Source organism: Sporosarcina sp. FSL K6-3508 (assembly GCF_038615825.1).
GTDB lineage: Bacteria > Bacillota > Bacilli > Bacillales_A > Planococcaceae > Sporosarcina > Sporosarcina newyorkensis.
In genome coordinates, this window is sequence record NZ_CP152016.1 from 1,630,282 (window position 1) to 1,656,609 (window position 26,328).

36 protein-coding genes and 1 riboswitch are annotated in these 26,328 nt (G+C 41.5%); of the genes, 30 read left to right on the plus strand and 6 right to left on the minus strand.

Annotation, left to right across the window (positions count from 1 at the left end; translation table 11 throughout):
- Nucleotides 1–137: 137 nt before the first annotated feature.
- From MKX97_RS07850 to MKX97_RS07865, 4 genes are all read left to right on the plus strand, one after another.
- Entirely contained in the window at nt 138–314 is a 177-nt protein-coding gene (locus MKX97_RS07850; protein ID WP_342537374.1) for a hypothetical protein, read from the plus strand.
- 70 nt (nt 315–384) lie between these two features.
- On the plus strand, nt 385–798 hold the full coding sequence (locus MKX97_RS07855) for a hypothetical protein (protein WP_342537375.1): 414 nt from the start codon (nt 385–387) through the stop codon (nt 796–798).
- A 14-nt stretch (nt 799–812) separates the two neighbouring features.
- Nucleotides 813–1,079, plus strand: a complete 267-nt coding sequence (locus tag MKX97_RS07860; RefSeq protein WP_342537376.1) for a phage holin — start codon at nt 813–815, stop codon at nt 1,077–1,079.
- Between the two features lie 118 nt (nt 1,080–1,197).
- Nucleotides 1,198–1,971, plus strand: coding sequence for an N-acetylmuramoyl-L-alanine amidase (locus tag MKX97_RS07865; RefSeq protein ID WP_342537377.1), 774 nt, complete (start codon nt 1,198–1,200; stop codon nt 1,969–1,971).
- Between the two features lie 162 nt (nt 1,972–2,133).
- Here MKX97_RS07865 and MKX97_RS07870 read toward each other — a convergent pair whose 3' ends face one another.
- Nucleotides 2,134–2,862: a hypothetical protein gene (locus MKX97_RS07870; RefSeq protein ID WP_340758694.1), complete on the minus strand. Its 729-nt coding sequence runs from the start codon at nt 2,860–2,862 to the stop codon at nt 2,134–2,136.
- A gap of 97 nt (nt 2,863–2,959) precedes the next feature.
- On the opposite strand from MKX97_RS07870, the gene MKX97_RS07875 reads away from it, so the two are divergent.
- Entirely contained in the window at nt 2,960–3,286 is a 327-nt protein-coding gene (locus tag MKX97_RS07875; protein WP_342537378.1) for a DUF3139 domain-containing protein, read from the plus strand.
- A 73-nt stretch (nt 3,287–3,359) separates the two neighbouring features.
- Here the strand turns inward: MKX97_RS07875 and MKX97_RS07880 are convergent, their stop codons facing one another.
- Nucleotides 3,360–4,190: an ROK family protein gene (locus MKX97_RS07880; RefSeq protein ID WP_342537379.1), complete on the minus strand. Its 831-nt coding sequence runs from the start codon at nt 4,188–4,190 to the stop codon at nt 3,360–3,362.
- A gap of 149 nt (nt 4,191–4,339) precedes the next feature.
- On the opposite strand from MKX97_RS07880, the gene MKX97_RS07885 reads away from it, so the two are divergent.
- From MKX97_RS07885 to gcvPB, 13 genes are all read left to right on the plus strand, one after another.
- Entirely contained in the window at nt 4,340–4,561 is a 222-nt protein-coding gene (locus tag MKX97_RS07885) for a transcriptional regulator (RefSeq protein ID WP_342537380.1), read from the plus strand.
- The gene (locus tag MKX97_RS07890; protein WP_342537381.1) at nt 4,561–4,920 is read left to right on the plus strand and encodes a hypothetical protein; all 360 of its coding nucleotides are present in this window, start codon (nt 4,561–4,563) and stop codon (nt 4,918–4,920) included. Before MKX97_RS07885 ends, MKX97_RS07890 begins: the two co-directional genes overlap by 1 nt.
- A gap of 73 nt (nt 4,921–4,993) precedes the next feature.
- Nucleotides 4,994–5,287: a hypothetical protein gene (locus MKX97_RS07895; protein WP_342537382.1), complete on the plus strand. Its 294-nt coding sequence runs from the start codon at nt 4,994–4,996 to the stop codon at nt 5,285–5,287.
- A gap of 148 nt (nt 5,288–5,435) precedes the next feature.
- Complete coding sequence (locus MKX97_RS07900) at nt 5,436–6,491, plus strand: MBL fold metallo-hydrolase (RefSeq protein WP_342537383.1); 1,056 nt, start codon at nt 5,436–5,438, stop codon at nt 6,489–6,491.
- On the plus strand, nt 6,488–6,730 hold the full coding sequence (locus tag MKX97_RS07905) for a DUF3006 family protein (RefSeq protein ID WP_342537384.1): 243 nt from the start codon (nt 6,488–6,490) through the stop codon (nt 6,728–6,730). Before MKX97_RS07900 ends, MKX97_RS07905 begins: the two co-directional genes overlap by 4 nt.
- Nucleotides 6,731–6,971: 241 nt before the next feature.
- Nucleotides 6,972–7,247: a competence type IV pilus major pilin ComGC gene (comGC, locus tag MKX97_RS07910; RefSeq protein ID WP_342537385.1), complete on the plus strand. Its 276-nt coding sequence runs from the start codon at nt 6,972–6,974 to the stop codon at nt 7,245–7,247.
- Between the two features lie 7 nt (nt 7,248–7,254).
- Nucleotides 7,255–7,689 carry a competence type IV pilus minor pilin ComGD gene (comGD, locus tag MKX97_RS07915; protein WP_342537386.1) on the plus strand — a complete coding sequence of 145 codons (435 nt, stop codon included), beginning with the start codon at nt 7,255–7,257 and terminating at the stop codon, nt 7,687–7,689.
- A complete protein-coding gene (locus tag MKX97_RS07920) occupies nt 7,682–7,981 on the plus strand; it encodes a hypothetical protein (protein WP_342537387.1) in 300 nt (99 codons plus the stop codon). The genes comGD and MKX97_RS07920 overlap by 8 nt, the downstream gene beginning before the upstream one ends.
- On the plus strand, nt 7,978–8,412 hold the full coding sequence (gene comGF / locus MKX97_RS07925; protein WP_009496814.1) for a competence type IV pilus minor pilin ComGF: 435 nt from the start codon (nt 7,978–7,980) through the stop codon (nt 8,410–8,412). The genes MKX97_RS07920 and comGF overlap by 4 nt, the downstream gene beginning before the upstream one ends.
- Nucleotides 8,413–8,574: 162 nt before the next feature.
- Nucleotides 8,575–9,081, plus strand: coding sequence for a shikimate kinase (locus MKX97_RS07930; RefSeq protein ID WP_221835019.1), 507 nt, complete (start codon nt 8,575–8,577; stop codon nt 9,079–9,081).
- A gap of 137 nt (nt 9,082–9,218) precedes the next feature.
- Nucleotides 9,219–9,311, plus strand: a riboswitch (glycine riboswitch).
- Between the two features lie 148 nt (nt 9,312–9,459).
- Nucleotides 9,460–10,560 carry a glycine cleavage system aminomethyltransferase GcvT gene (gene gcvT / locus MKX97_RS07935; RefSeq protein WP_078816551.1) on the plus strand — a complete coding sequence of 367 codons (1,101 nt, stop codon included), beginning with the start codon at nt 9,460–9,462 and terminating at the stop codon, nt 10,558–10,560.
- A gap of 21 nt (nt 10,561–10,581) precedes the next feature.
- On the plus strand, nt 10,582–11,928 hold the full coding sequence (gcvPA, locus tag MKX97_RS07940) for an aminomethyl-transferring glycine dehydrogenase subunit GcvPA (RefSeq protein ID WP_342537388.1): 1,347 nt from the start codon (nt 10,582–10,584) through the stop codon (nt 11,926–11,928).
- Complete coding sequence (gene gcvPB, locus MKX97_RS07945; RefSeq protein ID WP_342537389.1) at nt 11,921–13,384, plus strand: aminomethyl-transferring glycine dehydrogenase subunit GcvPB; 1,464 nt, start codon at nt 11,921–11,923, stop codon at nt 13,382–13,384. Before gcvPA ends, gcvPB begins: the two co-directional genes overlap by 8 nt.
- A gap of 53 nt (nt 13,385–13,437) precedes the next feature.
- Here the strand turns inward: gcvPB and MKX97_RS07950 are convergent, their stop codons facing one another.
- The gene (locus MKX97_RS07950) at nt 13,438–14,703 is read right to left on the minus strand and encodes an ATP-binding protein (RefSeq protein ID WP_078816553.1); all 1,266 of its coding nucleotides are present in this window, start codon (nt 14,701–14,703) and stop codon (nt 13,438–13,440) included.
- A 61-nt stretch (nt 14,704–14,764) separates the two neighbouring features.
- Nucleotides 14,765–15,142, minus strand: coding sequence for a rhodanese-like domain-containing protein (locus MKX97_RS07955; RefSeq protein WP_139365922.1), 378 nt, complete (start codon nt 15,140–15,142; stop codon nt 14,765–14,767).
- A 147-nt stretch (nt 15,143–15,289) separates the two neighbouring features.
- Between MKX97_RS07955 and MKX97_RS07960 the strand changes: the two genes are divergently transcribed.
- Both MKX97_RS07960 and MKX97_RS07965 read left to right on the plus strand, forming a co-directional pair.
- Complete coding sequence (locus MKX97_RS07960) at nt 15,290–16,123, plus strand: biotin/lipoate A/B protein ligase family protein (protein WP_040758114.1); 834 nt, start codon at nt 15,290–15,292, stop codon at nt 16,121–16,123.
- A gap of 162 nt (nt 16,124–16,285) precedes the next feature.
- Nucleotides 16,286–18,847 (plus strand): vitamin B12-dependent ribonucleotide reductase, encoded by a 2,562-nt coding sequence (locus MKX97_RS07965; protein WP_342537390.1) that lies wholly within the window; start codon nt 16,286–16,288, stop codon nt 18,845–18,847.
- A gap of 128 nt (nt 18,848–18,975) precedes the next feature.
- On the opposite strand, the gene MKX97_RS07970 is transcribed toward MKX97_RS07965, so the two are convergent.
- Nucleotides 18,976–19,515: a carbon monoxide dehydrogenase gene (locus tag MKX97_RS07970; protein ID WP_342537391.1), complete on the minus strand. Its 540-nt coding sequence runs from the start codon at nt 19,513–19,515 to the stop codon at nt 18,976–18,978.
- A gap of 135 nt (nt 19,516–19,650) precedes the next feature.
- Nucleotides 19,651–20,646, minus strand: a complete 996-nt coding sequence (locus tag MKX97_RS07975; RefSeq protein WP_078816556.1) for a DUF1385 domain-containing protein — start codon at nt 20,644–20,646, stop codon at nt 19,651–19,653.
- Nucleotides 20,647–20,768: 122 nt separating this feature from the next.
- Between MKX97_RS07975 and MKX97_RS07980 the strand changes: the two genes are divergently transcribed.
- From MKX97_RS07980 to MKX97_RS08025, 10 genes are all read left to right on the plus strand, one after another.
- On the plus strand, nt 20,769–21,191 hold the full coding sequence (locus MKX97_RS07980; protein WP_078816557.1) for a hypothetical protein: 423 nt from the start codon (nt 20,769–20,771) through the stop codon (nt 21,189–21,191).
- A gap of 75 nt (nt 21,192–21,266) precedes the next feature.
- Nucleotides 21,267–21,713 carry a type II 3-dehydroquinate dehydratase gene (aroQ, locus tag MKX97_RS07985; protein WP_340758781.1) on the plus strand — a complete coding sequence of 149 codons (447 nt, stop codon included), beginning with the start codon at nt 21,267–21,269 and terminating at the stop codon, nt 21,711–21,713.
- The gene (locus MKX97_RS07990) at nt 21,710–22,768 is read left to right on the plus strand and encodes a Xaa-Pro peptidase family protein (protein ID WP_340758782.1); all 1,059 of its coding nucleotides are present in this window, start codon (nt 21,710–21,712) and stop codon (nt 22,766–22,768) included. The genes aroQ and MKX97_RS07990 overlap by 4 nt, the downstream gene beginning before the upstream one ends.
- A 22-nt stretch (nt 22,769–22,790) precedes the next feature.
- Entirely contained in the window at nt 22,791–23,348 is a 558-nt protein-coding gene (efp, locus tag MKX97_RS07995) for an elongation factor P (protein WP_009496799.1), read from the plus strand.
- 112 nt (nt 23,349–23,460) lie between these two features.
- Entirely contained in the window at nt 23,461–23,670 is a 210-nt protein-coding gene (locus MKX97_RS08000) for a hypothetical protein (protein ID WP_009496798.1), read from the plus strand.
- Nucleotides 23,670–24,047, plus strand: a complete 378-nt coding sequence (locus MKX97_RS08005; protein WP_009496797.1) for a SpoIIIAC/SpoIIIAD family protein — start codon at nt 23,670–23,672, stop codon at nt 24,045–24,047. The genes MKX97_RS08000 and MKX97_RS08005 overlap by 1 nt, the downstream gene beginning before the upstream one ends.
- 39 nt (nt 24,048–24,086) lie before the next feature.
- Entirely contained in the window at nt 24,087–24,986 is a 900-nt protein-coding gene (locus MKX97_RS08010; protein ID WP_176132467.1) for a hypothetical protein, read from the plus strand.
- A gap of 15 nt (nt 24,987–25,001) precedes the next feature.
- Nucleotides 25,002–25,169, plus strand: coding sequence for a hypothetical protein (locus MKX97_RS08015; RefSeq protein WP_342537392.1), 168 nt, complete (start codon nt 25,002–25,004; stop codon nt 25,167–25,169).
- Nucleotides 25,170–25,242: 73 nt separating this feature from the next.
- The gene (locus MKX97_RS08020; protein WP_009496794.1) at nt 25,243–25,668 is read left to right on the plus strand and encodes a stage III sporulation protein AG; all 426 of its coding nucleotides are present in this window, start codon (nt 25,243–25,245) and stop codon (nt 25,666–25,668) included.
- Nucleotides 25,655–26,206, plus strand: a complete 552-nt coding sequence (locus MKX97_RS08025; RefSeq protein WP_009496793.1) for a SpoIIIAH-like family protein — start codon at nt 25,655–25,657, stop codon at nt 26,204–26,206. Before MKX97_RS08020 ends, MKX97_RS08025 begins: the two co-directional genes overlap by 14 nt.
- Nucleotides 26,207–26,328: the final 122 nt, after the last annotated feature.

Genomic DNA, 26,328 nt, shown 5'->3' on the forward strand with positions numbered 1-26,328 from the left:
CAAATGCATGAATGTTTCCTTTAAGGCTATAATGTACAGCTGGAGAATGTTAGGTAACTGTGTAAATAGTTGTGGGTAAATAGAAGGGTAATACTTCCTCCCTGTCGTATATTAGTACTACAGAGGGGGACGGGGTAATGAAAACAAAACTGACACTTATTGATGGGGAAGAATGCATAGTGGAAGGTCGACCACGGGATTTTATGCAATTGATATATGGGATGGGCATAAGCAAAAACTCTGCATTGCAATCCATTACTGGCAAAAAAATCACTATGTCCGATATTTTCATGATGGAGCAAGTAAAAGAATAATTCAGGAACGTCCTTAGGGGCGTTCTTTTTTAAATCCATTTATAAAGAGAAAAGTGTGGTGGGGTGAGATATGGCTCGAACAGAGGAGGAGCTTGAAATGCTTGAAAGACATGACGAATTGATACACCATAATATCTTGCCGCGTCTGGAAGAAGTGGAAAAATCACAGCTTAACGTAAGCGCGCAAGTACAGGAAATTACAAGTCAGGTGAAAGAAATAAAATCTTCGCAAACTAATCTCGAACTAACGATTATGAAGGATGGTCAGGAAACAAGGGGTATTCTAAGTAGATTCATGGAACACTACTTCGAAGTTGATATGCAGAAAATGAAGATGAAATCTGATGTCATCCACAAGGATGAGCGGATCACGCTAAAACGCTTTTCCACGCGTGAGAAAATTGTGTTAGGCATAGTAGGAGCTTTTGCAGGAACAGGTGGAATACTAGCAGGCATAGCGGGCTTGCTTCAAATATTAAAATAATGGAGGTCTATAAGATGAAAATTAACTGGAAAGTACGAGCAAAGAATAAATTGTTTTGGCTGGCCTTGGTGCCGGCTTTTTTATTGGTTGCACAGATTGTAGCGAGTTGGTTTGGGTATGTATTAGCTGCAGACCTAATTGGAGAAGAAGCGGCCAATTTTATTAACGCCTTATTTGCTTTGCTAGTCATTATCGGTGTGGTGGTTGATCCAACTACTGATGGCGTGGATGACAGTAAGCAGGTTATGCGATACAAGAAGCCAAGAAAGGATGATAAGTAATGAGTAATACAATCGAATGCGTTGTGTGTGAAAAAGAGATCCGGCTTTTGGAAAATTACAACGGAGAGCCGATGTGCGAGGAATGCTATGCGGATTCGGAGAATGAGGTGTTTGACTGATGGTAAAAATCTTGATCGATCCAGGACACGGCGGACACGATAGTGGGGCAGGAGGAGCAAGGTCCTACGAAAAAAATAACGTCTTGAAAGTTGCTTTGAGAATGAAAACGCTGCTCCAGCAACATGGTCATACGGTCAATTTAACGCGAGAAACTGATGTCTATTTGACGCTATCGCAAAGAGCAGCTGCGGCGAATAAATGGGGGGCAGACATATTTGTTAGCTTGCATGACAACAGCGCAACCAACAAAACGGCAACCGGCTTTGAGACGTTTATTTTTGATAAGACTTCAAACGCAAAAACAATTAAACTTCAAGGAGCCATTCATAACGCTCTTATCAAAGAGATTGGTTTGCGCGATCGCGGTATGAAGCGTGCAAACTTTGCTGTATTACGTGAGACGAACATGCCGGCCTGTCTGGTGGAGTATGCGTTTATTAGTAACAATAACGATGAGTCGCTACTAATCACTGAAGTGGACAAGCTGGCACGTTTAACTGCAAAGGGCATCAATGACTATTTTGGCATTAAGACAGTAGTAGCAACGCCAAACAGTTCAAAGGAGGATGACGAATTGAGATTTTCCAGTCCAGCATTAAAAGCTGAAACTGAGCTAACGTTAGGTAGTAAAGCCAGACGCAAGATTATTGTAAATGCAGCTGTAAAAGCTGGCGCTCACGAATCGTGGCAAAAGAAATTAGAAGATGGCCAGATCACAGATGTTGATTTGTTAGGACTAGCAGCTAAGTATATTATCGATACGAATAAATAAATTCTGACGTCCATCCATAAATGGGTTTTACGTTGCTTAATTTGTAGTGGCTCGTCAGCTCTTCAAAATATACTATTTTTAATAGCAAGATAAAAAATATGTATTTAGTTGCAAAATAAAAAAATCTAAACGCTGGAAGAGTTGTGTCCTCCAGCGTTTAGATTAAAAATTAAATTGGTAACTTATATTTGCTGTACTTTTAAAGTACGTCGGTAAACCATAAGGCGTTGCAAGTGGTCCTCCAGGTGCGTTCACTAATGATGTAGAAGGTCCATAATGATATGCTTGCCAAACAATTTTCGAACAATATGTTGGATTAAAAGTATATAACCCGGTCGTTAGACTATAACTAGCTCCCAAATTTTCATATTTTGCAACAGCCCAGTCGGCCGCAGCATTCCTGTGTGTCCAATTACTAATTCGATAAACTTCAGTATTAACTATACCGCCTCTTGGCTTTCCATATTTATTGGTCCACGTACTAAACTTAATAATATTTGTTTTATATCCAGGCCCAGCTATGTGTAGTATTCGATCATTCCCCACTACAATCCCAGCATGCCCAGTTAAACCATAGGAGCTTGATCCATTAGATATTAAAATATCGCCTCTCACTAATGAAGAGGTTGATCCACTCAAAGTTGTAGGAAGAGAAGATAATTCAGCTTCTTCTTTTATAGAATTGCTTCTTTCTTCAGAATTTAATTGAACCCAAACGTCATAAGTAATAGTTTCATCTAAAATACCTGAATCAATTAATTCTAAATAAACTTCATAAGTCAACTCAGGGTTCCCAACTGTATCTTTAGATAAGGTAGTATCTGCTTTCGTAGAAATAGGTGAGATAGTAATTAGTAACGATAAAAATAATAAACTTAGAATTTTCTTCATTTTTGTCTCCCTTAGAAATTTTTTACATTGCAATGTTAATATGATATTATCATAGATGAATAATAAAACAAACTATTTTCCAAATTTGGAGGTTTTTATGAAAAAAGTATTAGTAATTTTATTTATTGTTCTTTTAATAATTGGTTCGATCTTTTTAACAGTTAAATATTTTGAAAAAAGAACAGTAGAACGCCATTTTGATTCTTATTTAGAGGAACACAGCTATCAAAATGATATATTATCAAGAGAAACCAAGTATGACTTTAAAATGGGTAAATTTTATACGCGCGTATATTTTAAGAAATACCCGGAAAGAACATACGAATACCATTATTTTTCAAAAGAACGTTTCTTCGGTGCCGCTTATGAAAAGGGTGCAGAAATAGAAACGACGGAATATCTGAAAAATGCAAAATACCCATAACATAAGCGACTCTATCCATAATCGGACGGAGTCGCTTTTTTGTTTTATAAACGTACTCTATTATTTAAAAGCTTTATTTTTCTTGTGCAACTACGAATTTCATCGCTCCTTGAGCAACCATATATTTTGCATCCTCTGATTTTCGAATAGTGCATACCTCCCATAATTCTGGAAGTGTGTTCTCTTTAGCAACATTTATTGCAGATTCAAAATATCCTTCATACTGAATTGTTCCTCCCCCTAAAATTATCCTTTGAGGATTTAAGAGATTGATAACTGTTGCAATAGCTAATCCTAAATATCCTCCTGCTGTCCGGACTAATTCATGCGCGCTCGCATCATTCTGCTCTAAGTTTTTATGTAGAGTTTCGGCATCAGTTTTAGCTTGTGCGATTATACTAGCGCCGCTTGCTAATTCATCTAGCTTTTTAATGCCGTCCATAGTAGAAATAGGAATGCTACCTAGTTCACCGGCCCATCCTTTGCACCCCTCTACAAACTGTCCACCTTGGTTAATTCCTGCGGCGATACCTGTTCCTATCATGATTACTACAGTATCAACTTTTTCATTTAAAACTGTTTCTTGGATAAGCGCAGCCTTAACGTCATTTATCAAATAGACAGGAATATTATTTATGTTTAAGAAATCAGTATCCATGCCAGCAATGTTAGGCAGCACATCTGAAATCACTATTTTTTGATTTTGCTCAACTAATCCTGGAACAGCAACTCCTATAGAATTAATAGTAAAAGGTAATTGATTGGCGAATTCATTAATTTCTCTAAGGATTTCATCAGCTGTATACATCTTTCCGGTCGGTACTATTTTCGAGATTTTTTCACCTTGATATTCAACTACTAACAACATCTTTGTTCCACCAATATCAACGCCTAAAGTAGTCATTCAAAATCCTCCTCTGCACAGTTAGGCTTCACCATAGGATTATATAATAAGCAATTATTTAAATAAATAAGGAGGTCCCTGGAAAGTGTTATTACATCCTTTACAAACGAATGTTCGTTCTTTATAATAACTAAAAAGGGGGAACGAGTGTGCGTAAAACATTAGAAAGAGCGGTAAGTTTTGGAGAGGTATTGGAAATGATGTATTTAGCGAAAGATGGATCAATCAGCAAAAGGAAAATCAAAGTGCTACAGGTGGGAGATAATTCATTCAGAGCTTATTGCTTTTTACGAAAATCCAAACGAACTTTTCTTATTGAAAATGTTTTAGCAGCCGTTCCCATTACGCAAAGAGAGAGTGCGGTGATCTAATGCGCATGATTCCTGAGGAGGCAATACCGTATTTTGAGAATGTGATTTACCTACCAATGATCATGACAATCCTGTCGAGTGACCGCGAACGTTTTGAAAAACTCCCATTAAAGTTTAACGGTCCTTATATTAATTTTATCAATGAGGTAATGACAGCGGTGCAGACAGATATGAAAAATACACATGATTATCTAAGTAAGAATCGAATGAAACTAATCAAAGGTAAAACAGAAGGTATTTTCACAGAATATATATTTATTCATAATGGGTATGAAGATTCTCGCAATTACCTAAGTTATCGGCTACGCAACAGAACAGAAGAGCTGATGAAAGAGTACTTTTCAAAAGTCAGAAATTAATTTACATATTATTTAGATAATTTGAAGGATGTTAACTCCCTATGTCGAATTGACTATTAAAGGGGGAGATGGAGTGGATTATAAAGAACGAATGGAGTTGGATGGGACTGAATTTCTAACTACATTTTTTAGCCCAACAAATGATGCAGTGATGATTTTAGTAACCGGAGATAACATGGACGGCAAGAAAGAAGGTTTATCTCGCGTATATCTTTATCTGTGTGTCGCCGGTGAGGTAGAACATGCCATTCAGTCGTTTTCTTTTATTGATTCCAAAGAAGCCTGGTCCTTTGTAAATGAACTTCCACAAATGTCTGCACTTGATTTTATGATTGCGTCGATCAGTGTTAGGACAAAATTACATTGAAATAAAACAGCCATTCCTCTCATATAGAAGATGGCTGTATTTTTGTGTTTTGTTTACTAACAGGTGCACTTATCGTTGGAAAATATATCTAGACAACGTACTCCTGACAGATTATGATAAATAACATAATACAAAAGGGGTGCATAAATTGAAAAAACTAGTAACACTCATCATGACTATGGTGCTAGCCGTCAGTCTGATGCCGTTTTCTACGGATGCAGCAGCAAAAGACATGAAAGTACATTTTATTGACGTTGGTCAAGGAGATGCAATCTTAGTCCAATCGCCAAACGGCAAAAACATGCTAGTCGACGGTGGACCTAAAGCTTCTGGAAGTAAAGTAGTGTCATTTTTAAAGGCTAAAGGTGTTAAGCGTCTTGATTATGTAGTAGCAACTCATCCAGACGCGGATCACATCGGTGGATTGGAAGCTGTACTAAATGCGTTCCCAGTAACCAACTTTGTTGATTCTGGCTATGCGCATAATTCACAAACCTACTATAATATGTTGGCGTTGATTGACAAGAAGAATATTAAGTTTAAGGTTGCAAAAGAATTGGATAAGCTACCGCTGGATCCACAACTAGTAACACGTGTTTTATATGCTGACGAAAACGCAAAAGATAGTAATGCGGCATCAATCGTTTTAAAGGTCACTTATAATAAAGTATCATTTTTACTGATGGGCGATGCAGATACAAAGATTGAAGATTATATTCGCTCTAAGTACGATGTTAAAGCTACGGTTCTTAAAAACGGTCATCACGGATCTAATACAAGCAGTTCAGTGGCATTTATTAGCGCTGTTAAACCGAGTGTTGGTATCTTGTCGTATGGTAAAAACAACAGCTATGGACACCCGCACCTAGCGATTGAAGCGAGACATAAAAATGTTGGCGCCAAAACTTACAAAACAGCAGTACACTGCGATATCACAGTTACAACTAACGGCGTTAAACATTCTGTGACGAATAGCTGCGGAAAGGCTTCCACTCCTGCTGCTAAACCTGCACCGTCTAAGCCTGCAGCAAAGCCTACGCCAGTCAAACCAGCTCCATCTAAACCAGCTGCAAAGCCTGTGACCCAAACTAACTTTAAAAACTGTACAGAATTGAAGAAAGTATATCCAAAAGGCGTAGCCAAAGGACATCCGGCTTACCAAGCTAAAATGGACCGAGATAAAGATGGGTGGGCATGCGAATGAGTAAAAAATATACATTAGATCGTGTTGAAGAAAGGCAGTATGTATTTTTGGAACATCCCGAAGAAATCAATCAATTGATCATTCCTGTGAATGAGATTCAAGGTCAGATTGCTGAGGGCAATATTGTATTGATCAGCAAATCAGAATCCGGCTATGAAATCGAAGTCCAGGAAGAAGAAACAGAAATCACGCGTGACAAAGTAAATGCTCTGCTTGAGAAATTGAAAAATAAAAAATGAAAATGAACAGCCGTCATCCTCATCGAGGAGCGGCTGTTTTTTCATGAAATGTGGTCTTTTTAAAAGGAACACAATAAAGCGTTTGAAAATGTGGTCTTTTATAGTGGTCTATTCACATAAAAACCACGGAAGTAGGCACGTGTAGATTAATACAGGAAATAAAAGTGACGTAGAAATCACTCTACGCCGCTTGTAATAACGTTTTAGGCTGTATTGAAAACTGTCGGAAAAACAGCTCTAAATGATGATCGTTTTACTTATTATTACTATTTTAGTTCTTATTGCTATACCAAATGTCACAAAACATTCGAAATCAATAGATGAAAAAGGCTGCGGTGCTTATGTAAAAATGGTGGAAGGACAAATACAAGCGTATAAGATGGACGAAAAGAAAACTCCTAGTTTAGCAGATCTCACGTCAAAGGACTATTTACCCGAAACTCCGGTTTGCCCGGATGGTAGCTCATTAGAAATCGATGCGGAAGGTAAAGTGAAGGTTGCAAATGCAGGAGGATAAACGCATATTGCAAGGAGAACAGGGTTTCACATTCCTGGAGCTTTTACTCGTTCTTTCCATCATCGTTATATTAACTGCGGTCATTCTGCCGTTCAGTGAAAAACGTCTCCTCCAGGTGACTGAAGAAGACGCATTGAAATCGTTTATGGTGGCAGTCCATGAGACGCAGTTGTATGCCATTACGCATCAAGAAGCTACTCGAGTTGAGTTTAGGGATGAAGGAAATGGTTATAGGGCGTATAGAAGTGATAGGACGATATTATTAGAAGGCAAATTTCCAGAAGGAATGATGAAAATCCCGAACGATGGCTTAAGAGATTTGAGTTTTAGTCCTTCTGGGAATATGTATCCGACAGGCAAAATCAAGATTCGCACAAAAAAATCCGGGCAGAAAACAATCAGTTTTCAGTTTGAAAGGGGAAGGATGATGATCAGTGGATGAGAAAGGACAATCTTGGCCGGAAGCGATGCTGTCCTTAGTAATTATCCTGGTGATTTTTAGCTCGCTCTTGCCTATGGCTACGAAGTTAACATCCTCTGTCCTTATCAAGAAAAACGCCATGATTGCCGCCGAAACAAGCTTTCAGGCTGCCATTCATTTTCGGGCAAACGGCCAGCTTTCAGGCAGCAGAACGCATGAAGGCCGTGACTATCATTGGACGGTGGCTGGCGGAGAAATCTGCGTAACGTACGAAGAAGTACGAGGACTTGGCAGTAAATGTGTGAACCTATGAAGAATCTGGATGAAAAAGGGTTTTCATTATTCGAGAGTATAATTCATTTGATGATTTTTTCTATCCTTATCCAGTTAACGGTTCTTTTCTTTTATTGGAAAGCACCTATTGAAACGAGTTACCAGAATGATTTTCTAGGTGAGTGGGAGTTATTCTCTTTAGAACTCCAGCAATTATTGGAAGAAGTAGAGTTTGTCGCAGTACCTACCAGTACTAGTGTCTCGTTTGCAACGGAGAGGGGGTTGGTTACCATTCAAGTATACCAGCAGCTGATTCGAAAGCTCGTAAATGGGCAAGGCCATGTACCTTTATTGATTGGTGTGAAATCATGTGAATTTATAGTGGATGGCAATCGCTTGCACGTATCTGTAGAAAAGGTTGACGGGACCAAGAAAGAAAGGACGTTTGCCATTGGATTATATACAGAATGAAAAAGGAGGGATGTTTGTTTTTGCCATTGTCCTATTATTTTTCGTTAGCCTCTTTCTTTTCTCCCTCGTTTCATGGCATGATAGTCTTTATGGAATATACGATTCTCTCGAACGCTATTATGAGCGAGAAGCAGTCGAATTAATGAAACGGGATGGATGAAAATGAAAAGGATTTACTTAGTAGGATTCATGGGGTGCGGGAAAAGTGCGATTGGTAAAAGACTTCATACGCTCACAGACATTCCATTCTATGATATGGATCATGTAATTGCAGATCAGATGCAATTGACGATACCTGAAATCTTTAATCAATATGGAGAACCATACTTTCGTCAATTAGAAACTGAGTTTTTGCGCTCGTTTCCTGAAGAGTTTTGTATCGTCGCAACAGGTGGGGGCGTGGCAGTAAAAGAAGAAAATATACAGCTTATGAGAGAAACCGGCATGGTGTTTTTCTTAAATGCCTCGTTCCGGGATATTTGGCGAAGAATATCGACTGATGTCAATCGGCCAATTGTTCAACAATCTTCGCGAATGGAGCTAGAGACATTGTACAAGAAGCGAAAGCCTAAATATTTGCAGGCCAGTCATTTCACAGTAGAGACGACTGGGAAGTCATTGACAGAAATTGCAGAGTATATTATCTTTCAAATAGAAAGATATCAATAATTATCAAGTTAGAAGGCGAATGATGATTGGGATATTTTGATTATCATTCGCCTTCTGAGCACTTTCAGAAATAGATTGCGCTTTCTTATAATTAATGTTAAGATATCAGTGACAAGTAAGTTAATGAAATAATGCGAATGATTGCATGGGGAGAGCGCGCATTGGGCGCCGCCGAAGGAGCAAGTAACGAATGTTATGAATCTCTCAGGTAAAAAAACGCATGCAGGACGCATCTCTGGACAAGACCGAAGAAGTTTTCAGGCAAAAGGACAGGGGTTCTCTTATCACAGGGGACCTCTGTCCTTTTTGATTGAACTACTACATACTGATCGATCATCTTGACATCAGCGTCGATCAGACAATGAAGGAGGAAACAGATTGACGAATCAATTATTGCGCACCCCGTTATTTGAAAGTTACAAAAAATATGGAGGTAAGACCATCGATTTTGGAGGTTGGGAATTACCTGTTCAGTTTTCGAGCATTAAAGCTGAACACGAAGCAGTTCGTACAAAAGCGGGTTTATTTGATGTTTCTCATATGGGTGAAGTGCTGGTCAGCGGAAGCGGAGCTCTGGAGTATTTGCAAATGCTCGTCACAAATGATGTATCGAAACTAGCGATTGGTCAAGCTCAATATACAGTGATGTGTAATGAACAAGGCGGCACCATCGACGATTTTTTAATTTATAAGTTAGCGGAAGATCGCTATTTGTTAATTGTCAATGCTTCCAATATCGATAAAGATGTTGCTTGGATGGAACAGCAGAAAACAGAGGATGTTGTCATTGACAATCAATCCACGGATTATGCATTATTGGCATTGCAGGGTCCGGAGGCTCAGACAGTGCTGCAAAAACTGACAGATCAAGCTTTAGAAGAGATTAAATTTTTCCGATTTAAAGAGCATGTACAAGTGAGCGGAGAAGACGTACTCATTTCACGCACAGGCTATACCGGGGAGAATGGGTTTGAAATCTATGGGGCACCACAAGCCATTCAAGCATTATGGCCGAAGATTTTACAGGCGGGTGAAGCGGAAGGTGTCGTGCCTGCAGGACTTGGCGCCCGGGATACTTTGCGTTTTGAAGCTGGACTTCCATTGTATGGTCAAGAACTGTCGGCTGATATTTCACCTCTGGAAGCCGGACTTGGTTTCGTAGTGAAATTAAACAAAGAGGTTGATTTCATTGGAAAAGATGCATTAAAGATGCAGAAAGAGCACGGCTTGCTTAGGAAGCTTGTGGGACTTGAAATGATTGATAAAGGAATTCCGCGCACAGGTTATAAAGTTTTTTCGGACGGTCTGGAAATCGGTCAGGTGACGACGGGTACTCAATCTCCTACATTAAAGAAAAATATCGGATTTGCATTGCTGGCTATCGATTATACAGAACTTGGAACTGAGGTAGAAGTCGAAGTCCGTGCAAAGCGGTTGAAAGCTAAAGTGGTTGAAACACCTTTCTATAAAAGATCATAAGGGAAAAGGGGCAGAAATATTATGAAGCATCGTTATCTTCCAATGACGGAGCAAGACCAGAAAGATATGCTGAACGTGATCGGAGTCTCTTCAATCGAAGAATTGTTTTCAGCTATTCCTGAAAAAGTCCGATTTACTGGGGAGTATAATATAAAACAAGCCAAATCTGAAACTTCATTGTTAAAAGAACTTAGCCGCTTGGCTGCTAAAAACGTGAATGCACAGGACTATGCTTCTTTCCTGGGGGCGGGTGTCTACGATCACTATAAGCCGATCATTGTCGATCATGTCATTTCGCGTTCAGAGTTTTATACGGCTTATACACCTTACCAGCCGGAGATTTCGCAAGGGGAATTGCAGGCGATCTTTGAATTTCAAACAATGATTTGCGAATTGACGGGTATGGACATTGCGAACTCTTCCATGTATGACGGCGGAACTTCATTGGCTGAAGCGGGAACTCTGGCGGCTGGGTATACACGCAGGAAAAAACTACTCGTTTCTTCCACTGTTCATCCGGAATCTCAAGCTGTCGTCCAATCGTATGCTAACGGGCAATCTATTGAAACTGTGACCATCCCAAATACAGACGGCGTGACAGACATTGAGAAACTTACGGAATTGATTGACGATCAAACGGCTGCTGTGCTCGTTCAATACCCGAATTTTTATGGGCAAGTGGAAGATCTTCAGAAAATGAGTGAAATCGCGCATGCGAACGGTGCTTTGTTCGTTGTATCTGCGAATCCGCTTGCACTCGGAGTTTTAACGCCTCCAGGAGCTCTTGGTGCGGATATTACTGTAGGGGATGCTCAGCCGTTTGGGATTGCAGAATCATTTGGCGGCCCGCATTGCGGCTATTTTGCAGTATCGAAGAAGTTGATGCGTAAAGTGCCGGGCAGATTAGTCGGAGAAACGACGGACGATCAAGGACGCAGAGGCTACGTATTGACTTTACAAGCACGTGAGCAGCATATCCGTCGCGATAAAGCGACTTCTAATATTTGTTCGAATCAGGCGCTAACAGCACTTGCAGCATCCGTTGCAATGACGGCACTTGGTAAAAAAGGAATTAAAGAAATTGCTTATCAAAATATCGCTAAAACAGCTTATGCCCGTCAGGCGTTTGTACAGGCCGGCTTTAAAGTGAAATTTGGTCCAGCACACTTCAATGAAATCGTTGTCGATTGCAAAGCGCCTATTAAGGAAGTTAATGAGCGTTTGCTCGGATCTGGCATCATTGGCGGGTATGATCTAGGCTTGGTCGATGAAAAATTAGCCAATCATGCGTTAATTGCCGTAACAGAACAACGTACAAAAGAAGAAATCGATGCACTCGTGCAAGAACTGGAGGCTTTCCATGCATAACGAAAATCAACCACTCATTTTTGAAATGTCAAAAGCTGGACGTGTCGGTTACAGTTTACCCGAATTGGATGTACCTGAAGTAGATGTAGCGTCTATTTTGCCGCAGCCACTCATTCGTCAAGTAGACGTTGAACTTCCGGAGGTAGCGGAACTGGACATCATGCGCCACTACACAGCGCTATCCAGACGGAACCACGGAGTAGATTCAGGATTTTATCCGCTCGGTTCTTGTACAATGAAGTACAACCCGAAGATCAATGAAGCCGTCGCACGTTTCCCTGGTTTTGCACGTGTTCATCCACTGCAAGATGAATCAACGGTACAAGGTGCTTTGGAAGTAGCATATGATCTGCAGGAACATCTGGCTGAAATTACAGGTATGCCGGCGGTCACATTACAGCCTGCAGCCGGGGCGCACGGTGAATGGACGGCATTGATGATGATCCGTGCTTTCCATGAAGCAAACGGCGATACGGAGCGGTCAAAAGTGCTTGTGCCTGACTCAGCTCACGGTACGAATCCTGCTTCTGCCACAGTGGCTGGTTTTGATACGGTGACAGTGAAGTCGAATGACAACGGACTGGTGGACCTAGAAGATTTAAGGTCTAAAGTAGGCAGCGATACGGCCGCGTTGATGTTGACGAATCCGAATACGCTTGGTCTGTTTGAGGAAGATATTCTAGAAATGGCGGAAATCGTTCACGGAGTGGGCGGCAAACTGTATTACGACGGAGCGAACTTGAACGCCGTTATGTCAAAAGCACGGCCTGGCGATATGGGCTTTGATGCGGTTCATTTGAACTTGCATAAAACATTTACGGGTCCACACGGCGGCGGTGGCCCAGGTTCTGGTCCAGTTGGCGTAACGGAGGAATTGGCCGCGTTCATGCCGAAACCGATTATTGCGAAGAAAGAAGATCGTTATGTTCTTGATTATGATGTACCGCAGTCAATCGGCCGCGTGAAACCATACTACGGTAACTTCGGTATTTATTTACGCGCTTACACATATATCCGTACGATGGGTCCGGATGGCTTGAAAGCCGTGACGGAATACGCTGTGTTGAATGCCAACTATATGATGCGTCGTCTGGAGCCTTATTTCGATTTGCCGTATACACAACATTGTAAACACGAATTTGTGTTGTCGGGTCGTCGTCAAAAGAAATTAGGCGTGCGCACGCTCGATATGGCGAAACGCCTCCTGGATTTCGGTTACCATCCGCCAACGATTTATTTCCCGTTGAACGTTGAAGAGGGTATGATGATCGAGCCGACGGAAACAGAGTCTAAGGAGACACTGGATGCGTTTATTGAGGCAATGATTCAAATTGCGAAAGAGGTAGAAGAGAACCCTGAAATCGTCCAGGAAGCACCGCATACGACAGTAATTGGCCGCTTGGATGAAACAAAGGCAGCTCGCAAGCCGGTATTGCGTTACACGAAGGAAGCTTAACCAATAAGAAAAGGAGAGACGGAATGACTCGTCTCTCCTTTTTTACGCGAACATTAGAATCCGATAGAAGAATCGGTATCCCAATCATTTCGAGTGGCTTGCCTATGTTGTTTTTGTAGTTGCCGGATGCGTTCATCGTAAATAATAATGCCTTCGTAATGGTAGGTTAGAGCAATCGACATATACAATTCATTTAATTGAGAAATCGATAAGCCTTTTGTTTTTTTAGCGATTTCATTCGTTGCGTTGTCATTTAATAGTTTCTTACGATCAAGTTTTTCGATATATTGTTTGCGTACATCTTCAATAGGAGAGACGATTTCATACGTACTATCGAAGCGTCCTGCCCGATTGATTAAAGCAGGGTCAATCCGTTCGGGGTAGTTCGTCGTGCCAATGATGAATAAGCCGTCTCTGACGTGCACACCGTCTAATATATTCAAAAAAGTACTTCGCATATGTTCAGGCATGGAGTCAATATCCTCAATAACGAGAATTGCAGGCGCCAGCCGTTCCACTGTAGAAAACACTTCCTGTACGGAATGACTGCCTGTGAATTCCGTGATTTGCCAATAAACAACAGGTGCGTCGGTCGTTCCGGTAATCGAGCGAACAAGTGTCGTTTTGCCGTTACCCGGAGAGCCATAGAGCAAAATCCCCCGTTTATACGGCAATCCGTATTCTTTGAAAAATGCACCGTCGTCATGGAAAAATTCATCGATTGAGCGGTAAAGCTCGTTTTTTAAATGCTCATCCAATAATACGTCGCTTCGTTCAATTTGTTCTCCTAAGCCGTAAGTTTTCTTTTCGATTCCTTCTTCCGTGTCGACTAAATACGTGATATTCGTCTTCATCGACTCGCGTTGCAGATTATTCAATTCTTCAATAAAGTTCTTCACATGCTCTGCCGACGGAGCAAAGACCGTATGTTCCGACCATGTAGAACCAGTGGCGACATAGTAGCTAATATTAGCTATTGCTATTTGATGGTCAGGAAAAAAGATCAACTGATTGTCAATTGTTTCAGCGCTTTGCAAGGCAAAACCACTTGTAGATCCATCTTGCTGAATCTTTTCTGTGGGCAGTGTCTCATAAATGTGGCAAAGTGATTGATAGGGCAATTTTTTACGATGAATCAGTTCAGGGAGCATCGTCTCTGTATACGAAGCGAATTCATCTACTTGAACAATCCGCCAACCCGCAGCGGAGTGCTTGTTAAGTTTATTTATAATGGCCTGGATGATGACGCTGTAATTTTGGTAATGAGGCAATTTTTCATAGTGGTCCGAGCTGAGAGAGATTAAAAATTCCTGTTTCATCGATTGTGTAATTCTCCTTTAGAAATAGTAAATCCTCCCGGTTAAGGAGGATCTAGTATTATTATTTTGTTTTGATCTTGCCTGTCCACTGCTTGAACCCGCCACGTAGTTGATAGATTTCCGTACAACCTTTTTTCTTAAGGAATAAAGCTGCGCGGCCTGTACGGCTAGTGTTTTGGTCGTAAAGATAAATCGGCTTATCAGGACGTATTTCTCTATAGCGCTGGGTGAACTGAGTGAATGGAATATTTCGTGCACCTAAAATATGTCCAGCGTCGAAATCTTTTGGTTCACGGATGTCAATCAATTGTGCTTTTCGGTATCCTTGAATGAATTCTTCCTGTGTTAAAGTGGTAAGAGCTTTTCCCACCCGAACATATGTAATAACGAAATAAAGAATGATCGCGAGCACAACGGCTCCTAAAATATAATACGTCAAAAAACTTCCCCCTTTTATCAATATCTCTAGTATAAAGATTTTCTAGCATCAGTTCAATCGGAATGATAAAATGTAATGCGTTATTGTTTTTTTCGTTCACGATTTCATATAGCATAAATGCAGTACGATAGACGAAGGAGAATGAATATGACAAAAGCAGTTTGGCATTATGTGGATTCGGGTAAGTGTACACCTTCTTTCAATATGGCGCTGGATGAAGCGCTTCTTGACTTACATAGCCGCGGGGAAATCGGACCGGTTCTGCGTTTTTATGAATGGTCTCCCGCAACATTATCCATCGGTTATTTTCAGCGTATAGAAAAAGATATCGATATGGAAAAGGTAAAAGAACTGGAGTTGGGCTTTGTCCGCAGACCGACGGGTGGCAGAGGCGTTCTGCATGAGCATGAATTGACTTACAGTGTGATTGTCAGTGAGCACTATAAAGGAATGCCGGAATCCGTCACAGAAGCATATCGTGTGATCTCAGGCGGTCTGCTCCAAGGCTTCCGCAACTTAGGTTTGCAGGCGGAGTTCTCCATTCCGGATAAAGACGTGACGGACCAATTAAGGAACCCTAAGAGTGGGGTTTGCTTCGATGCGCCAAGTTGGTATGAATTAGTGGTGGAAGGAAAAAAAGTCGCGGGCAGTGCGCAGACACGTCAAAAAGGAGTGATTCTCCAACACGGTGCCATACTGATGAGTCTAGATGTAGACAAGCTGACGTCTATTTTTAAATATTCATCTCCGGAGTTGAAGGAACGTGTGCGCAGAACATTGCCAGACCGGGCAATTGCAATTGATCGGCTGACAGATCGAGACATCACAGTCGATGAATGCAAAGTGGCCTTTTCACAAGGCTTTGAAAAGGCACTGGATATTTCATTGGAGCCACTCGAACTAACGGAAGAACAAATGGCATTGGTGCGTCAAATTGAGAATGAAAAATATGCCAATGATGACTGGAATTACAAAAAGTAAAGTTAGTTCTTTTGCTTTATTTTTTTAAAGGAAGGTTGTTGTATCAATCTTTTTAAACTCGAATAAAAAATTTGTGGATTGACAAAGTTTCAAGATATAGTAGATTAGGGAATAGAAAGAACACAACATGTTGTGTTCTATGAAGTCGAAGGAGGATGTTATATGGTTACGGTTTCGAAACAAGGCGAGCCATTTCTGGACAAAAAGCAGTTAAATGAGGACATTTCACAATTTCATCAAGTGCACCCGATCACTGAGGATATGAAACTGACGCATAGCGGGGTGTCGCGTCTCGTGATGATCGATCGCTATTCATTTAAAGACACTGAAAAAAAGACGTTGAAGGTAGGAGACTTTGTTGTCTTGACAGTTAGGGAAGATCCGAAATTCCCTGCACGCGGATTGGGATATATTACAAAGTTGGACAAGGCAGAAGGGAAGGCGGAAATTTGGATCGAAGAAGAATACCGCTCTTCCATTGACGATCCTGAGGAACAACACAAAGGAATCATCTCGCGGCCGTTAGATGTGCTAGAGAAACCTCTTGAAGTGTATTACGAACAAATCGCAAAACGGAATGCGACAGGCTTAGCTACTGTAGAGAAAACAGCGGACAGAAGAACGCAATCGTATGAGATGTTCTACGAGCAGTTGAAATCATTAAATTATGTTCCAGCTGGACGAGTTCTGTACGGAGCAGGTTCGGAAACGGATGTTACATTCTTCAATTGTTACGTCATGCCTTTCGTTCCGGATTCTCGTGAAGGAATTTCAGATCACCGCAAGCAAGTGATGGAAATCATGAGTCGTGGCGGCGGTGTAGGAACGAATGGTTCGACATTGCGACCGCGCAACACACTGGCACGCGGAGTGAACGGAAGATCTTCTGGTTCTGTTTCGTGGCTGGACGATATTGCGAAATTGACACATCTTGTTGAGCAGGGTGGATCAAGACGAGGAGCACAAATGATTATGTTAGCTAACTGGCACCCTGACATTTGTGAATTTATCATCTCCAAGATGCAGAATCCGCGAATTTTGCGTTATTTGATCGAAAACACGGAAGACGAGTTAATTCAGAAACTCGCGAATGAAAAATTGAATTTCAAACCATTGACACCGCAAGAAGAAGCGATGTATCAAGGTATCACGAATTATAAGCAAATTCCTGGCCAAGGCGGCTTCAACGATGCAATCATTCGCGATGCAGAGCTGAAATTGCAGGATGGCGGAACATTTACAGTTCATAATCCGGAATTTTTAACAGGTGCGAATATTTCCGTTACATTAACGGATGATTTCATGAAAGCAGTGGAGGAAGACGGCGATTACGATCTTCGTTTCCCGGCAGTTGAAAATTATTCACCTGAAGAAATGGCGCATTACAACGAACAATGGCACGAAGTCGGTGATGTGCGCGAATGGGAAAGACTTGGTCACGAAGTCCGCGTGTACCGTACGATCAAAGCCCGCGCATTATGGGATCTTATCAATATTTGCGCAACATATTCTGCGGAACCGGGAATTTTCTTTATTGATAATGCGAATGACGAAACGAATGCGAAAGCGTATGGACAGCAAGTTGTAGCGACGAACCCGTGTGGTGAACAACCACTTGCACCATATTCTGTCTGTAATTTGGCAGCTGTCAACCTTGCTGAGATGGCAGATAAAGAAACGAAGACAGTGAACTTCGAGAAATTAAAAGAAACCGTTCGAATCGGTGTGCGCATGCAAGATAACGTCATCGATGCAACCCCGTATTTCTTAGAAGAAAATAAAGTACAAGCCCTTGGCGAACGCCGAGTAGGACTGGGCGTCATGGGACTCGCAGATCTTCACATCTATTGCGAAAAAGAATACGGATCGCCTGAAGGCAATCAATTGGTGGATGAAGTATTTGAAGCGATTGCGACTACTGCTTACCGCGAATCAATTGAACTTGCGAAAGAAAAAGGAAGCTTTCCATTCTTGATTGGCAAGACAGATGAAGAAACAAAAGCATTGCGTCAGGCATTTATTGAGACAGGTTATATGAAACGTATGCCTGAAGATATTCGAGAAGCGATTCTAGAGCATGGTATTCGAAACTCCCATTTACTGACAGTTGCGCCGACTGGGTCCACTGGAACAATGGTTGGAGTTTCTACCGGCCTTGAACCATATTTCTCCTTTACGTATTACCGAAGCGGACGTCTCGGTAAATTCATCGAAGTGAAAGCGGAAATCGTAGAAGAGTATTTGCAAAACAATCAAGATGCTGATCCGGAAAATTTACCAAATTGGTTTATTTCATCAATGGAGCTTGCACCTGAAGCGCATGCGGACGTACAATGCATCATCCAACGCTGGATCGACAGCTCGATATCGAAAACGGTCAACGCGCCGCGTGGCTATACTGTTGAGCAAGTCGAGAGCGTCTATGAAAGATTGTATAAAGGTGGAGCAAAAGGCGGCACAGTATATGTCGACGGCAGCCGTGATTCGCAAGTCTTGACTCTAAAAGCGGAAGAAAATATTCCGGATACAGAAGAGTTAGTAGAAGTCACGGAACAGCCGAAAGTCGTACTCGTCAATACGATTCAAGCATTGCGTTCAACTAACGTCACAATCGGCTCTGAAGTAGGCGATACATGCCCGGTCTGCCGACAAGGTACAGTTGAGGAAATTGGCGGATGCAATACATGTACGAATTGCCAAGCGCAATTGAAGTGCGGGCTGTAAGGAAGATACATCTGGTTAATTTGAGTACAATAAAACACAAAGACCGCTAATTCATAATGGATTAGCGGTCTTTACAATGTTTGTATATACCTAACGTTCAGAAGTGTTGATGTAAGAAGAGATACGACTTATTCAATTGAGTTGGCAATCTCAACCAATGTATCAGCTGTTATTTTAGAAACTCTTTTATCAATTGTGAGCACGTATTGCCAATGATCATGTTCAAAAATCAAAAAATTAAATAACGGATGCTCAATATAAAGGGCTTTTTGTCCATTTTTAAGTGTGTAATCTTTCTGATTGGCATTACTTTTATAAGTTAATGTATTCTCCAAAGGTCGGATAACAATTTTATAATGGTTTTCTATAATTTTACTATTAATAAACTTGATTTCCAAAGAGTCATTGAGGTTGTCTTCGGAAAATCTTCCCAATTGATGGGTGAAAGAAATAGAAGGCTTGATCCTTGGCAATATTAAAACATGGTTAAAATGACTTTCAAACTTTTTCACTGCTTCATCCGGGGATGTATATCCAATTCGAGTGTATACTTCCTCAAGGGAGGGCGGTATATTGGATGAATTCACTTTAGCTGTTCCAAAAATCAATACGGAAACTACTGCACCAAATAAAACCGGTAGAACCGAAAAAAACTTTTTCAATTTCATCATCCTAAATTAAATTTGAGTATAGTATGTTCCGCATAATTTCAATCATACTTTCACGGTAAAGCTCCGGTTTGCCTAGAATCAAAAACACCCCAAAAGTCAGGATACTACCCGACCTTTGAGGTGCCATTTAACTTATGACAGAATCGTTACAGGTTTCTGTTCTTCCACTGCTTCTTTTTCAACCGCCACTTCCGAGTTCAACGCACTGACCCCGTATTGTTCCACTTCCAATAACTTCTCGAAAGAAGCAATCGCTACTTCCACTTGCTTATCGTCCGGCTCTTTTGTTGTCAGTAATTGCAACCAAAGTCCAGGATAGCCTAGATAACGAAGAACAGGTACATTTCGTACAGCATTGGTTAGCTGAAGTACTTCAAAAGAAACACCCAACACGACAGGAATCAATAAAATCCGGTTGACGACACGTAGCCAAAGCGGGTCGGTTGGAACTAGGAAATAGATGAACATTCCAACGATGACTGTAAACAATATGAAACTGCTGCCGCATCGATAATGCAGTCTGGATTGCGATTGGACATTTTCAACCGTCATCTCCATATGGTTCTCATAGTTGTTGATCACTTTATGTTCCGCACCATGGTATTGGAAAACACGTTTGATGAGCGGGGTCATAGAGATAAGCCCGATGTATGTCAGCAGAAGGACTAACTTGAAAAAACTTTCCAGCATAATCTGTGCGGTTTTACCAGGCGCTACCGACTGGAATAATTCCGCCAAGAAGACTGGCACGAGCGTAAAGACGAACTTGCTGAATAAAAATGTCAGCACTCCGACTGCGGCTACACCTAAAACCATCACGAGCTTCGATGTTTCTTCTTCTCCTTGCTGTTCATCTTCTTCTCCTGGCATTACATCATAGCGGTCACTCGCAAATGTTAGATGTTTTGAACCATTCCCAGCAGATTCGATCAACGCAACAATTCCCCGAATTAAAGGGATTTTCTTGAGTTTTTGACGGACGGGATGTTCTTCCCTCGGTACATGAAAATATTCAATCGTATCATCTTTCCTGCGAATGGCGGTTACCGTATCCTTTTTACCGCCAAACATTACACCTTCTATAAGTGCTTGTCCTCCGTATGCAGGAGGAGTTTTAGGTTTACCCATTACATACCCACACTTTCTGTCGTTAGAAACGATATCTATAGTGTACTAAAAAAACTGAAAATGCACCATTGAGATGTTTAAAAACAGCAAAAAAATCCGACAATGAAGCAGGAGGGATTATTATGCGAATAACTGCAACACACTTCTGGACAGCTCTGATGGCTGCTGTCTTATCTATCTTTTCATTAAAATTTCTGCAAGTCTTCAAATTTATCAAATGGTCTCCAGTCGGTTGGTCAGAAAGATTACACATATTCACTACGACTCCGGGCTGGTTCAAGTGGACTTTATTAGGAATTGTCTGCTTCGTACTTTTTTTTCTTTTATATATGATCGCGCTCTTTACATCCAAAATTCCACCTTCAGTATCGTCTCTGATCATCACCATCATTGCGCTGGTTTTCATTGAATGGGCAATCCATGTAAACGCAGAATTAACAATGAAGCAATTTTTGAAAAAACTATCCATCCCATTTGCTTGTCTACTCGCGATGGTCGTCCGATTTGTTATCGGCACATCCGTCTATATGAGAAAAACGTTTTAAAACAGAAATAGAATTAGTTTGTCAGCCTAACTCATTGTGCTAAAATAGGAAGGAAAATGAGTGGGAGGGAATTAGATGGAACTGTTACTGTTAAATGGTCCGAACTTGAATCGTTTGGGCAAGAGAGAGCCTGATATCTACGGGGCGGAGACATTGGCAGATATAGAAGCAAGAATTCAGCGGTTGGCTGACGAATCAGATATAGGACTGTCTTGTTTCCAATCCAACGTAGAAGGAGAACTCATCAATCGGATCCACGATGCAGAAGATGCGGGAATTAACGGAATCATCTTTAATCCAGGTGCGTTCACACATTACAGCATTGCGCTCCGGGATGCCATTGCATCCATATCTGTTCCAGTAATCGAAGTCCATATCTCAAATATACATACCCGCGAAGAGTTTCGTCATACCTCTGTCATTGCGCCGGTTGCGGCAGGGCAGCTTTGCGGATTTGGTACAGCAGGATATGATCTCGCCTTCCATGCATTTCTGCTAAAACGAGAGGGGAGAACGTCTTGAAAATTGAACAACTGCGCAAACTGTTAGAAGAACAAGAATTGGATGCATTACTCATTACGAGCCCTTACAACCGCCGCTATATGACCAACTTTACAGGTTCTGCGGGATCCGTGATCATTTCTCGCAACGACGCCGTTTTCATTACAGATTTTCGTTATATGGATCAAGCGAATACTCAGCTTACAGGCTATCGTATCGTGCAGCATACAGGAACGATGATTCAAGAAGTCGCCCATCAAGTGAAAGAAATGAAAATCAGCAAATTAGGGTTCGAAAAAGAGCATCTTAGCTACAGTCAATTCCAAATGTATGATGAACATGTAGATGCACAACTAGTCCCTGTTGCCGGCCTGGTGGAAAAACTTCGTCTGATTAAGACACCGGAAGAAATTGAAATATTAAAGCAAGCTGCCGCCATTGCGGATGCTGCGTTTGTTTATATTTGCTCCGTCATCAGAGCAGGAAAAACAGAACTGGAAATCGCCAATGAACTGGAGTTTTTCATGCGCAAGCAAGGCGCAACATCCTCTTCATTTGACATCATTGTCGCTTCGGGCGAAAGAGGGGCTTTACCACATGGGGTTGCTTCTGATAAAGTGATTGAGAATGGTGATTTTGTTACAATGGACTATGGTGCGCTCTATAATGGATATATTTCTGATATTACCAGAACAGTATCTGTAGGCCAGCCTTCTGCTAAACTAGTAGAGATTTATGATGTGACATTGACCGCACAGCAATTAGCGGTTGAAAATATCAAGCCTGGCATGACAGGGATTGAAGCAGACGCAATTGCTCGCGGTTACATCAAGTCAAAAGGCTACGGAGATGCATTTGGTCATTCAACGGGTCATGGGATTGGCATGGAAGTCCATGAAGCACCCGCCTTATCGTACCGCTCAGAAACGGTCTTGGTGCCGAATATGGCCGTGACGGTGGAGCCGGGGATTTATTTGCCTGGGATCGGCGGTGTTCGGATCGAGGATGACATTCTGATCACTGAAACGGGCAATGAACGATTGACTAAGTCTACAAAAGAACTGCTTATTTTATAATCGATTAATTGGAGGAATACGAATGATTTCAGTAAACGAGTTTCGTACAGGATTAACAATTGAATTTGACGGTGATATTTGGCGTGTTATGGATTTCCAACACGTAAAGCCAGGGAAAGGCGCAGCATTCGTTCGTTCGAAATTGCGTAATCTTCGTACAGGCAACGTCAATGAAAAGACGTTCCGTGCAGGTGAAAAAGTAGAAAAAGCACAGATCGATAACCGTCGTATGCAATATCTATATGCCAATGGCGATGAGCATGTTTTCATGGACAATGAATCGTATGAACAGCTTGAACTTGCTTCTTCACAGCTTGAATATGAATTGAAATTCTTGAAAGAGAATATGGAAGTGCATGTCATCTCTTATAAAGATGAAGTGCTCGGGGTTGAATTGCCGAGTACTGTAACATTGGAAGTAGCAGAGACTGAGCCTGGTATCAAAGGCGATACAGCGAGCGGTGGTTCCAAGCCGGCTAAAATGGAGACTGGATTAGTTGTACAGGTCCCGTTTTTCGTCAATCAAGGCGATAAGCTGATCATCAATACAGAAGAAGCAGAATACGTTTCACGCGCATAAAGCAATCAAACATACCCGAAACACACGAGAATAGCTCTCGTGTGTTTTTTTGCGTATTGTCATATCGCCCGCACGCTATTCATACAGTGGACCATGGAGGAGGCGTAGCGGGATGGAATTGAACGATTTATTGCGCATCGCCGGCGTCGGATTGGTGATTGGTGTTTTGCATGTGTTTTTTGAGCAGACAGGAAAGAAAGAATTTTCATTTTTTCTATTTTTCCTAGCGTATCTTTATATTTCGATTGAATTGCTGATGTTTCTTCGCGTGTTTTTCACGGAAATTACAGAATTCTTCAGCTGGTTGTCGATGGCGATGTAATGGCGGTCATCTTTCAACTGTTTATTGTCTACATCTTGTTGCTCTTATTATCTTTTGCCGCTCCCGCATTGCATCCGATTCTCTATACGACGCTATTTTTGCTTACGGCAGTGTATGTTCTATTTACATTTTTAGTGCCTTTTGCTACTTCTGTCCTGTCACTAGTCGAGAAGGTGCCGGTCCCTTACACCACCTTATTAGTTGTCAGCGCGGGACTGTACTATATGGGTGAGCTACTGGCACTTCAAATGAAAGATGAGGGATACGGAGCGTTTGCGCGGTTATTTCAGACGGTCATGAAAATCGTGATTCTGACGCTTTGGTTTCCGTCCATTAAACAATTGATTGAAACCATTCACGCTTTGATTCCTTGGTAGGAGGATCGGAAACTACTACAACGAATGGACGAGACGTCTATGCCTGATTTTCTGAATTCCATAATCGCCGAAGTATTAGGACCTTTTTTCCTGCTAATGGTCATGTTACTGATCACGTTACTAGTCGATTTTTTTCTGCCGGCGTTCCAAAAATGGACGAGGTTTGTGCTGCTTCTCCTCGTTTTACTTTTACTGATGGAACCGGCAACCGAAAGCTTTCGACAAATCCAACTCATCACCCACTCGATCGCTTCTTTATTTCTCGGAATGTATCCACTTATCGCAGCAATGATTTTAGCATCAGGCGCTACGTTCAGTGTGGTGAATTTCCAGCCTGCGATGTTGTTGTTTGCTCAAGGTGCTGTAGTCTTTGCGGAAAAGTTTTTGCTGCCGATTTTATCGACGGCGCTGTTACTGGATATCCTTACTCGGTTGATGCCTGAAATCGTTTTTACTAGGATGGCAGATTTACTGAGAACATCGTTGCTTGCGATAGTCTCTGCTATGGTAGCGGCCTATTCGATTTTTATTACAGCTGGCGGTGCGTTGACTTGGACATTGTCCGGTACATTAAATGAACCGATAAAGGAGTTGATCCGCCAGAATATCCCGCTGATCGGTTCACTTTTGACGGATACACTCGGCTCAATCGGCCGCTATTCTTCCGGTGCAACCGCCTATATAAGCATCTGGCTGTTGCTTTCCATTTGGACAGTAGCTTTGTTGCCGGCATTGAAGATATTATGTACTGCTTTCTTATTCAGATGGACTGCGGCGTTAATCGAACCATTTTCTCAAAAAGAAGTATGCGGATTACTTGATGATATAGGACGTACTCTTTTTGTTCTCTGCGCTATATCTTTTCTCATTTCATTTGCGTTCATCTATACGACGATCTTTATCGTAACGTTTATTAAAATGATGACGCTTGGGAAGTGAGGAGGGGGTACTCTGATGCATCTGTTTCTAACCGGTCTTGCAAACCTGGTGTTGCTTGCGTTGATTCTCCAATTGGTAGCATCGAAGGAAATGGAGAAAGCCTTTGTTCCGTTAATTAAATTAGCGATTGGATTGTGGATCTTACAATTTTTTTTACAGGCTGCAGGTCATAAGTTGTTTTAACTCTACATACTATGCAAATGTAGAATCCCATTTGGTAACTGAATGAAAGCCACTATGAGATGGTGATGGAAACATGCAAAAAACAAAGAAAAAATCCCAAATGTTGTTAGTCGGTCTTATGATGATTGTATTTGGCATCTTGTACATCACCAGCACGGAAAGTCTAGGAGGGGAAAACCGAAAAAAAGAAGAGCAGCGTCTGCAATCCACATTAGAAGAAACGCTTGAACAAATGGAGGGACTAGGGAAAGTTACGGTTTACTTTCATTATGACGAGAGAGAAGTCGAGAGTTCATTGGCTGGGTACTTTTCGATCTCCGACACTCAGGCTAAAAATGAATCTAAGTTAAAAGGCCTGCTCGTTGTGGCGGAAGGAGCCGAAGATCAGGCTGTGCGAAACGAACTCTCACAATTACTAGCCAACGTCCTTCAATTGCCTGAACATCGTATTGTTATCGTGGAAATGAAGAAAAGGGGGAATCATCTTGAAAGCAAATAAACGAACAGTTTGGTTTTTAACATTACTCAGTCTTGTAGCAGTCATCTCCATCTACTACGTCAAAAAAGAGGCACCTATGCCGTTTGATGGAATCGCGATCTTCACGAAAGAAACAAAAGATGCGACGAAGTTACTGGAGAAAGAAGGTAAAACGGATGAAGTGAAACCAGTCTTTGCCGAATCGTATATCTTCCAGGATATGCGAATGGAAGTACGAAACGAGCGCAGTGAAATGGTGGAACAGTTAACCGCAAAAATGACTTCCTCCGACTTTACAGCAGAAGAAAAAAATGAGATCTTTGATGAGATTGCAGAATTGCGCAAAGTAAGCTCCACAGAAGCCTTGATGGAAATGCAAATCAAAGCACTGGGCTACCCGGAAGTATTTGTCCGCGGGGAGGAAGAACGTGTAAACGTTACAGTCCTATCAAATGAAGAGCATTCACCACAAATGGCAGATGAAATCACTCAATACATCATGTCAAGCTGGGATGGCGCGCAAACTGTCAAAGTGGATTTTGCTGAATCAAAAGAATAAACAGTTCAACCAGGGGCCTCGATGGCTTCTGGTTTTTATCTTTATTCAGCAGAAAACTCTCACTGAACAATAGAATGCAGGATAAGATCGCTACATCCTGCGTCACGCAGACCTAATCACAA

Bases quoted from the DNA above. Each gene is read 5' to 3' on its own strand.
- MKX97_RS07850 (WP_342537374.1), top strand. From the start codon at position 138: ATGAAAACAAAACTGACACTTATTGATGGGGAAGAATGCATAGTGGAA.
- MKX97_RS07855 (WP_342537375.1), top strand. From the start codon at position 385: ATGGCTCGAACAGAGGAGGAGCTTGAAATGCTTGAAAGACATGACGAA.
- MKX97_RS07860 (WP_342537376.1), top strand. From the start codon at position 813: ATGAAAATTAACTGGAAAGTACGAGCAAAGAATAAATTGTTTTGGCTG.
- MKX97_RS07865 (WP_342537377.1), top strand. From the start codon at position 1,198: ATGGTAAAAATCTTGATCGATCCAGGACACGGCGGACACGATAGTGGG.
- MKX97_RS07870 (WP_340758694.1), bottom strand. From the start codon at position 2,862: ATGAAGAAAATTCTAAGTTTATTATTTTTATCGTTACTAATTACTATC.
- MKX97_RS07875 (WP_342537378.1), top strand. From the start codon at position 2,960: ATGAAAAAAGTATTAGTAATTTTATTTATTGTTCTTTTAATAATTGGT.
- MKX97_RS07880 (WP_342537379.1), bottom strand. From the start codon at position 4,190: ATGACTACTTTAGGCGTTGATATTGGTGGAACAAAGATGTTGTTAGTA.
- MKX97_RS07890 (WP_342537381.1), top strand. From the start codon at position 4,561: ATGCGCATGATTCCTGAGGAGGCAATACCGTATTTTGAGAATGTGATT.
- MKX97_RS07905 (WP_342537384.1), top strand. From the start codon at position 6,488: ATGAGTAAAAAATATACATTAGATCGTGTTGAAGAAAGGCAGTATGTA.
- comGC (WP_342537385.1), top strand. From the start codon at position 6,972: ATGATGATCGTTTTACTTATTATTACTATTTTAGTTCTTATTGCTATA.
- comGF (WP_009496814.1), top strand. From the start codon at position 7,978: ATGAAGAATCTGGATGAAAAAGGGTTTTCATTATTCGAGAGTATAATT.
- MKX97_RS07930 (WP_221835019.1), top strand. From the start codon at position 8,575: ATGAAAAGGATTTACTTAGTAGGATTCATGGGGTGCGGGAAAAGTGCG.
- gcvPA (WP_342537388.1), top strand. From the start codon at position 10,582: ATGAAGCATCGTTATCTTCCAATGACGGAGCAAGACCAGAAAGATATG.
- gcvPB (WP_342537389.1), top strand. From the start codon at position 11,921: ATGCATAACGAAAATCAACCACTCATTTTTGAAATGTCAAAAGCTGGA.
- MKX97_RS07950 (WP_078816553.1), bottom strand. From the start codon at position 14,703: ATGAAACAGGAATTTTTAATCTCTCTCAGCTCGGACCACTATGAAAAA.
- MKX97_RS07960 (WP_040758114.1), top strand. From the start codon at position 15,290: ATGACAAAAGCAGTTTGGCATTATGTGGATTCGGGTAAGTGTACACCT.
- MKX97_RS07965 (WP_342537390.1), top strand. From the start codon at position 16,286: ATGGTTACGGTTTCGAAACAAGGCGAGCCATTTCTGGACAAAAAGCAG.
- MKX97_RS07970 (WP_342537391.1), bottom strand. From the start codon at position 19,515: ATGAAATTGAAAAAGTTTTTTTCGGTTCTACCGGTTTTATTTGGTGCA.
- MKX97_RS07975 (WP_078816556.1), bottom strand. From the start codon at position 20,646: ATGGGTAAACCTAAAACTCCTCCTGCATACGGAGGACAAGCACTTATA.
- MKX97_RS07980 (WP_078816557.1), top strand. From the start codon at position 20,769: ATGCGAATAACTGCAACACACTTCTGGACAGCTCTGATGGCTGCTGTC.
- aroQ (WP_340758781.1), top strand. From the start codon at position 21,267: ATGGAACTGTTACTGTTAAATGGTCCGAACTTGAATCGTTTGGGCAAG.
- efp (WP_009496799.1), top strand. From the start codon at position 22,791: ATGATTTCAGTAAACGAGTTTCGTACAGGATTAACAATTGAATTTGAC.
- MKX97_RS08000 (WP_009496798.1), top strand. From the start codon at position 23,461: ATGGAATTGAACGATTTATTGCGCATCGCCGGCGTCGGATTGGTGATT.
- MKX97_RS08005 (WP_009496797.1), top strand. From the start codon at position 23,670: ATGGCGGTCATCTTTCAACTGTTTATTGTCTACATCTTGTTGCTCTTA.
- MKX97_RS08010 (WP_176132467.1), top strand. From the start codon at position 24,087: ATGCCTGATTTTCTGAATTCCATAATCGCCGAAGTATTAGGACCTTTT.
- MKX97_RS08015 (WP_342537392.1), top strand. From the start codon at position 25,002: ATGCATCTGTTTCTAACCGGTCTTGCAAACCTGGTGTTGCTTGCGTTG.
- MKX97_RS08020 (WP_009496794.1), top strand. From the start codon at position 25,243: ATGCAAAAAACAAAGAAAAAATCCCAAATGTTGTTAGTCGGTCTTATG.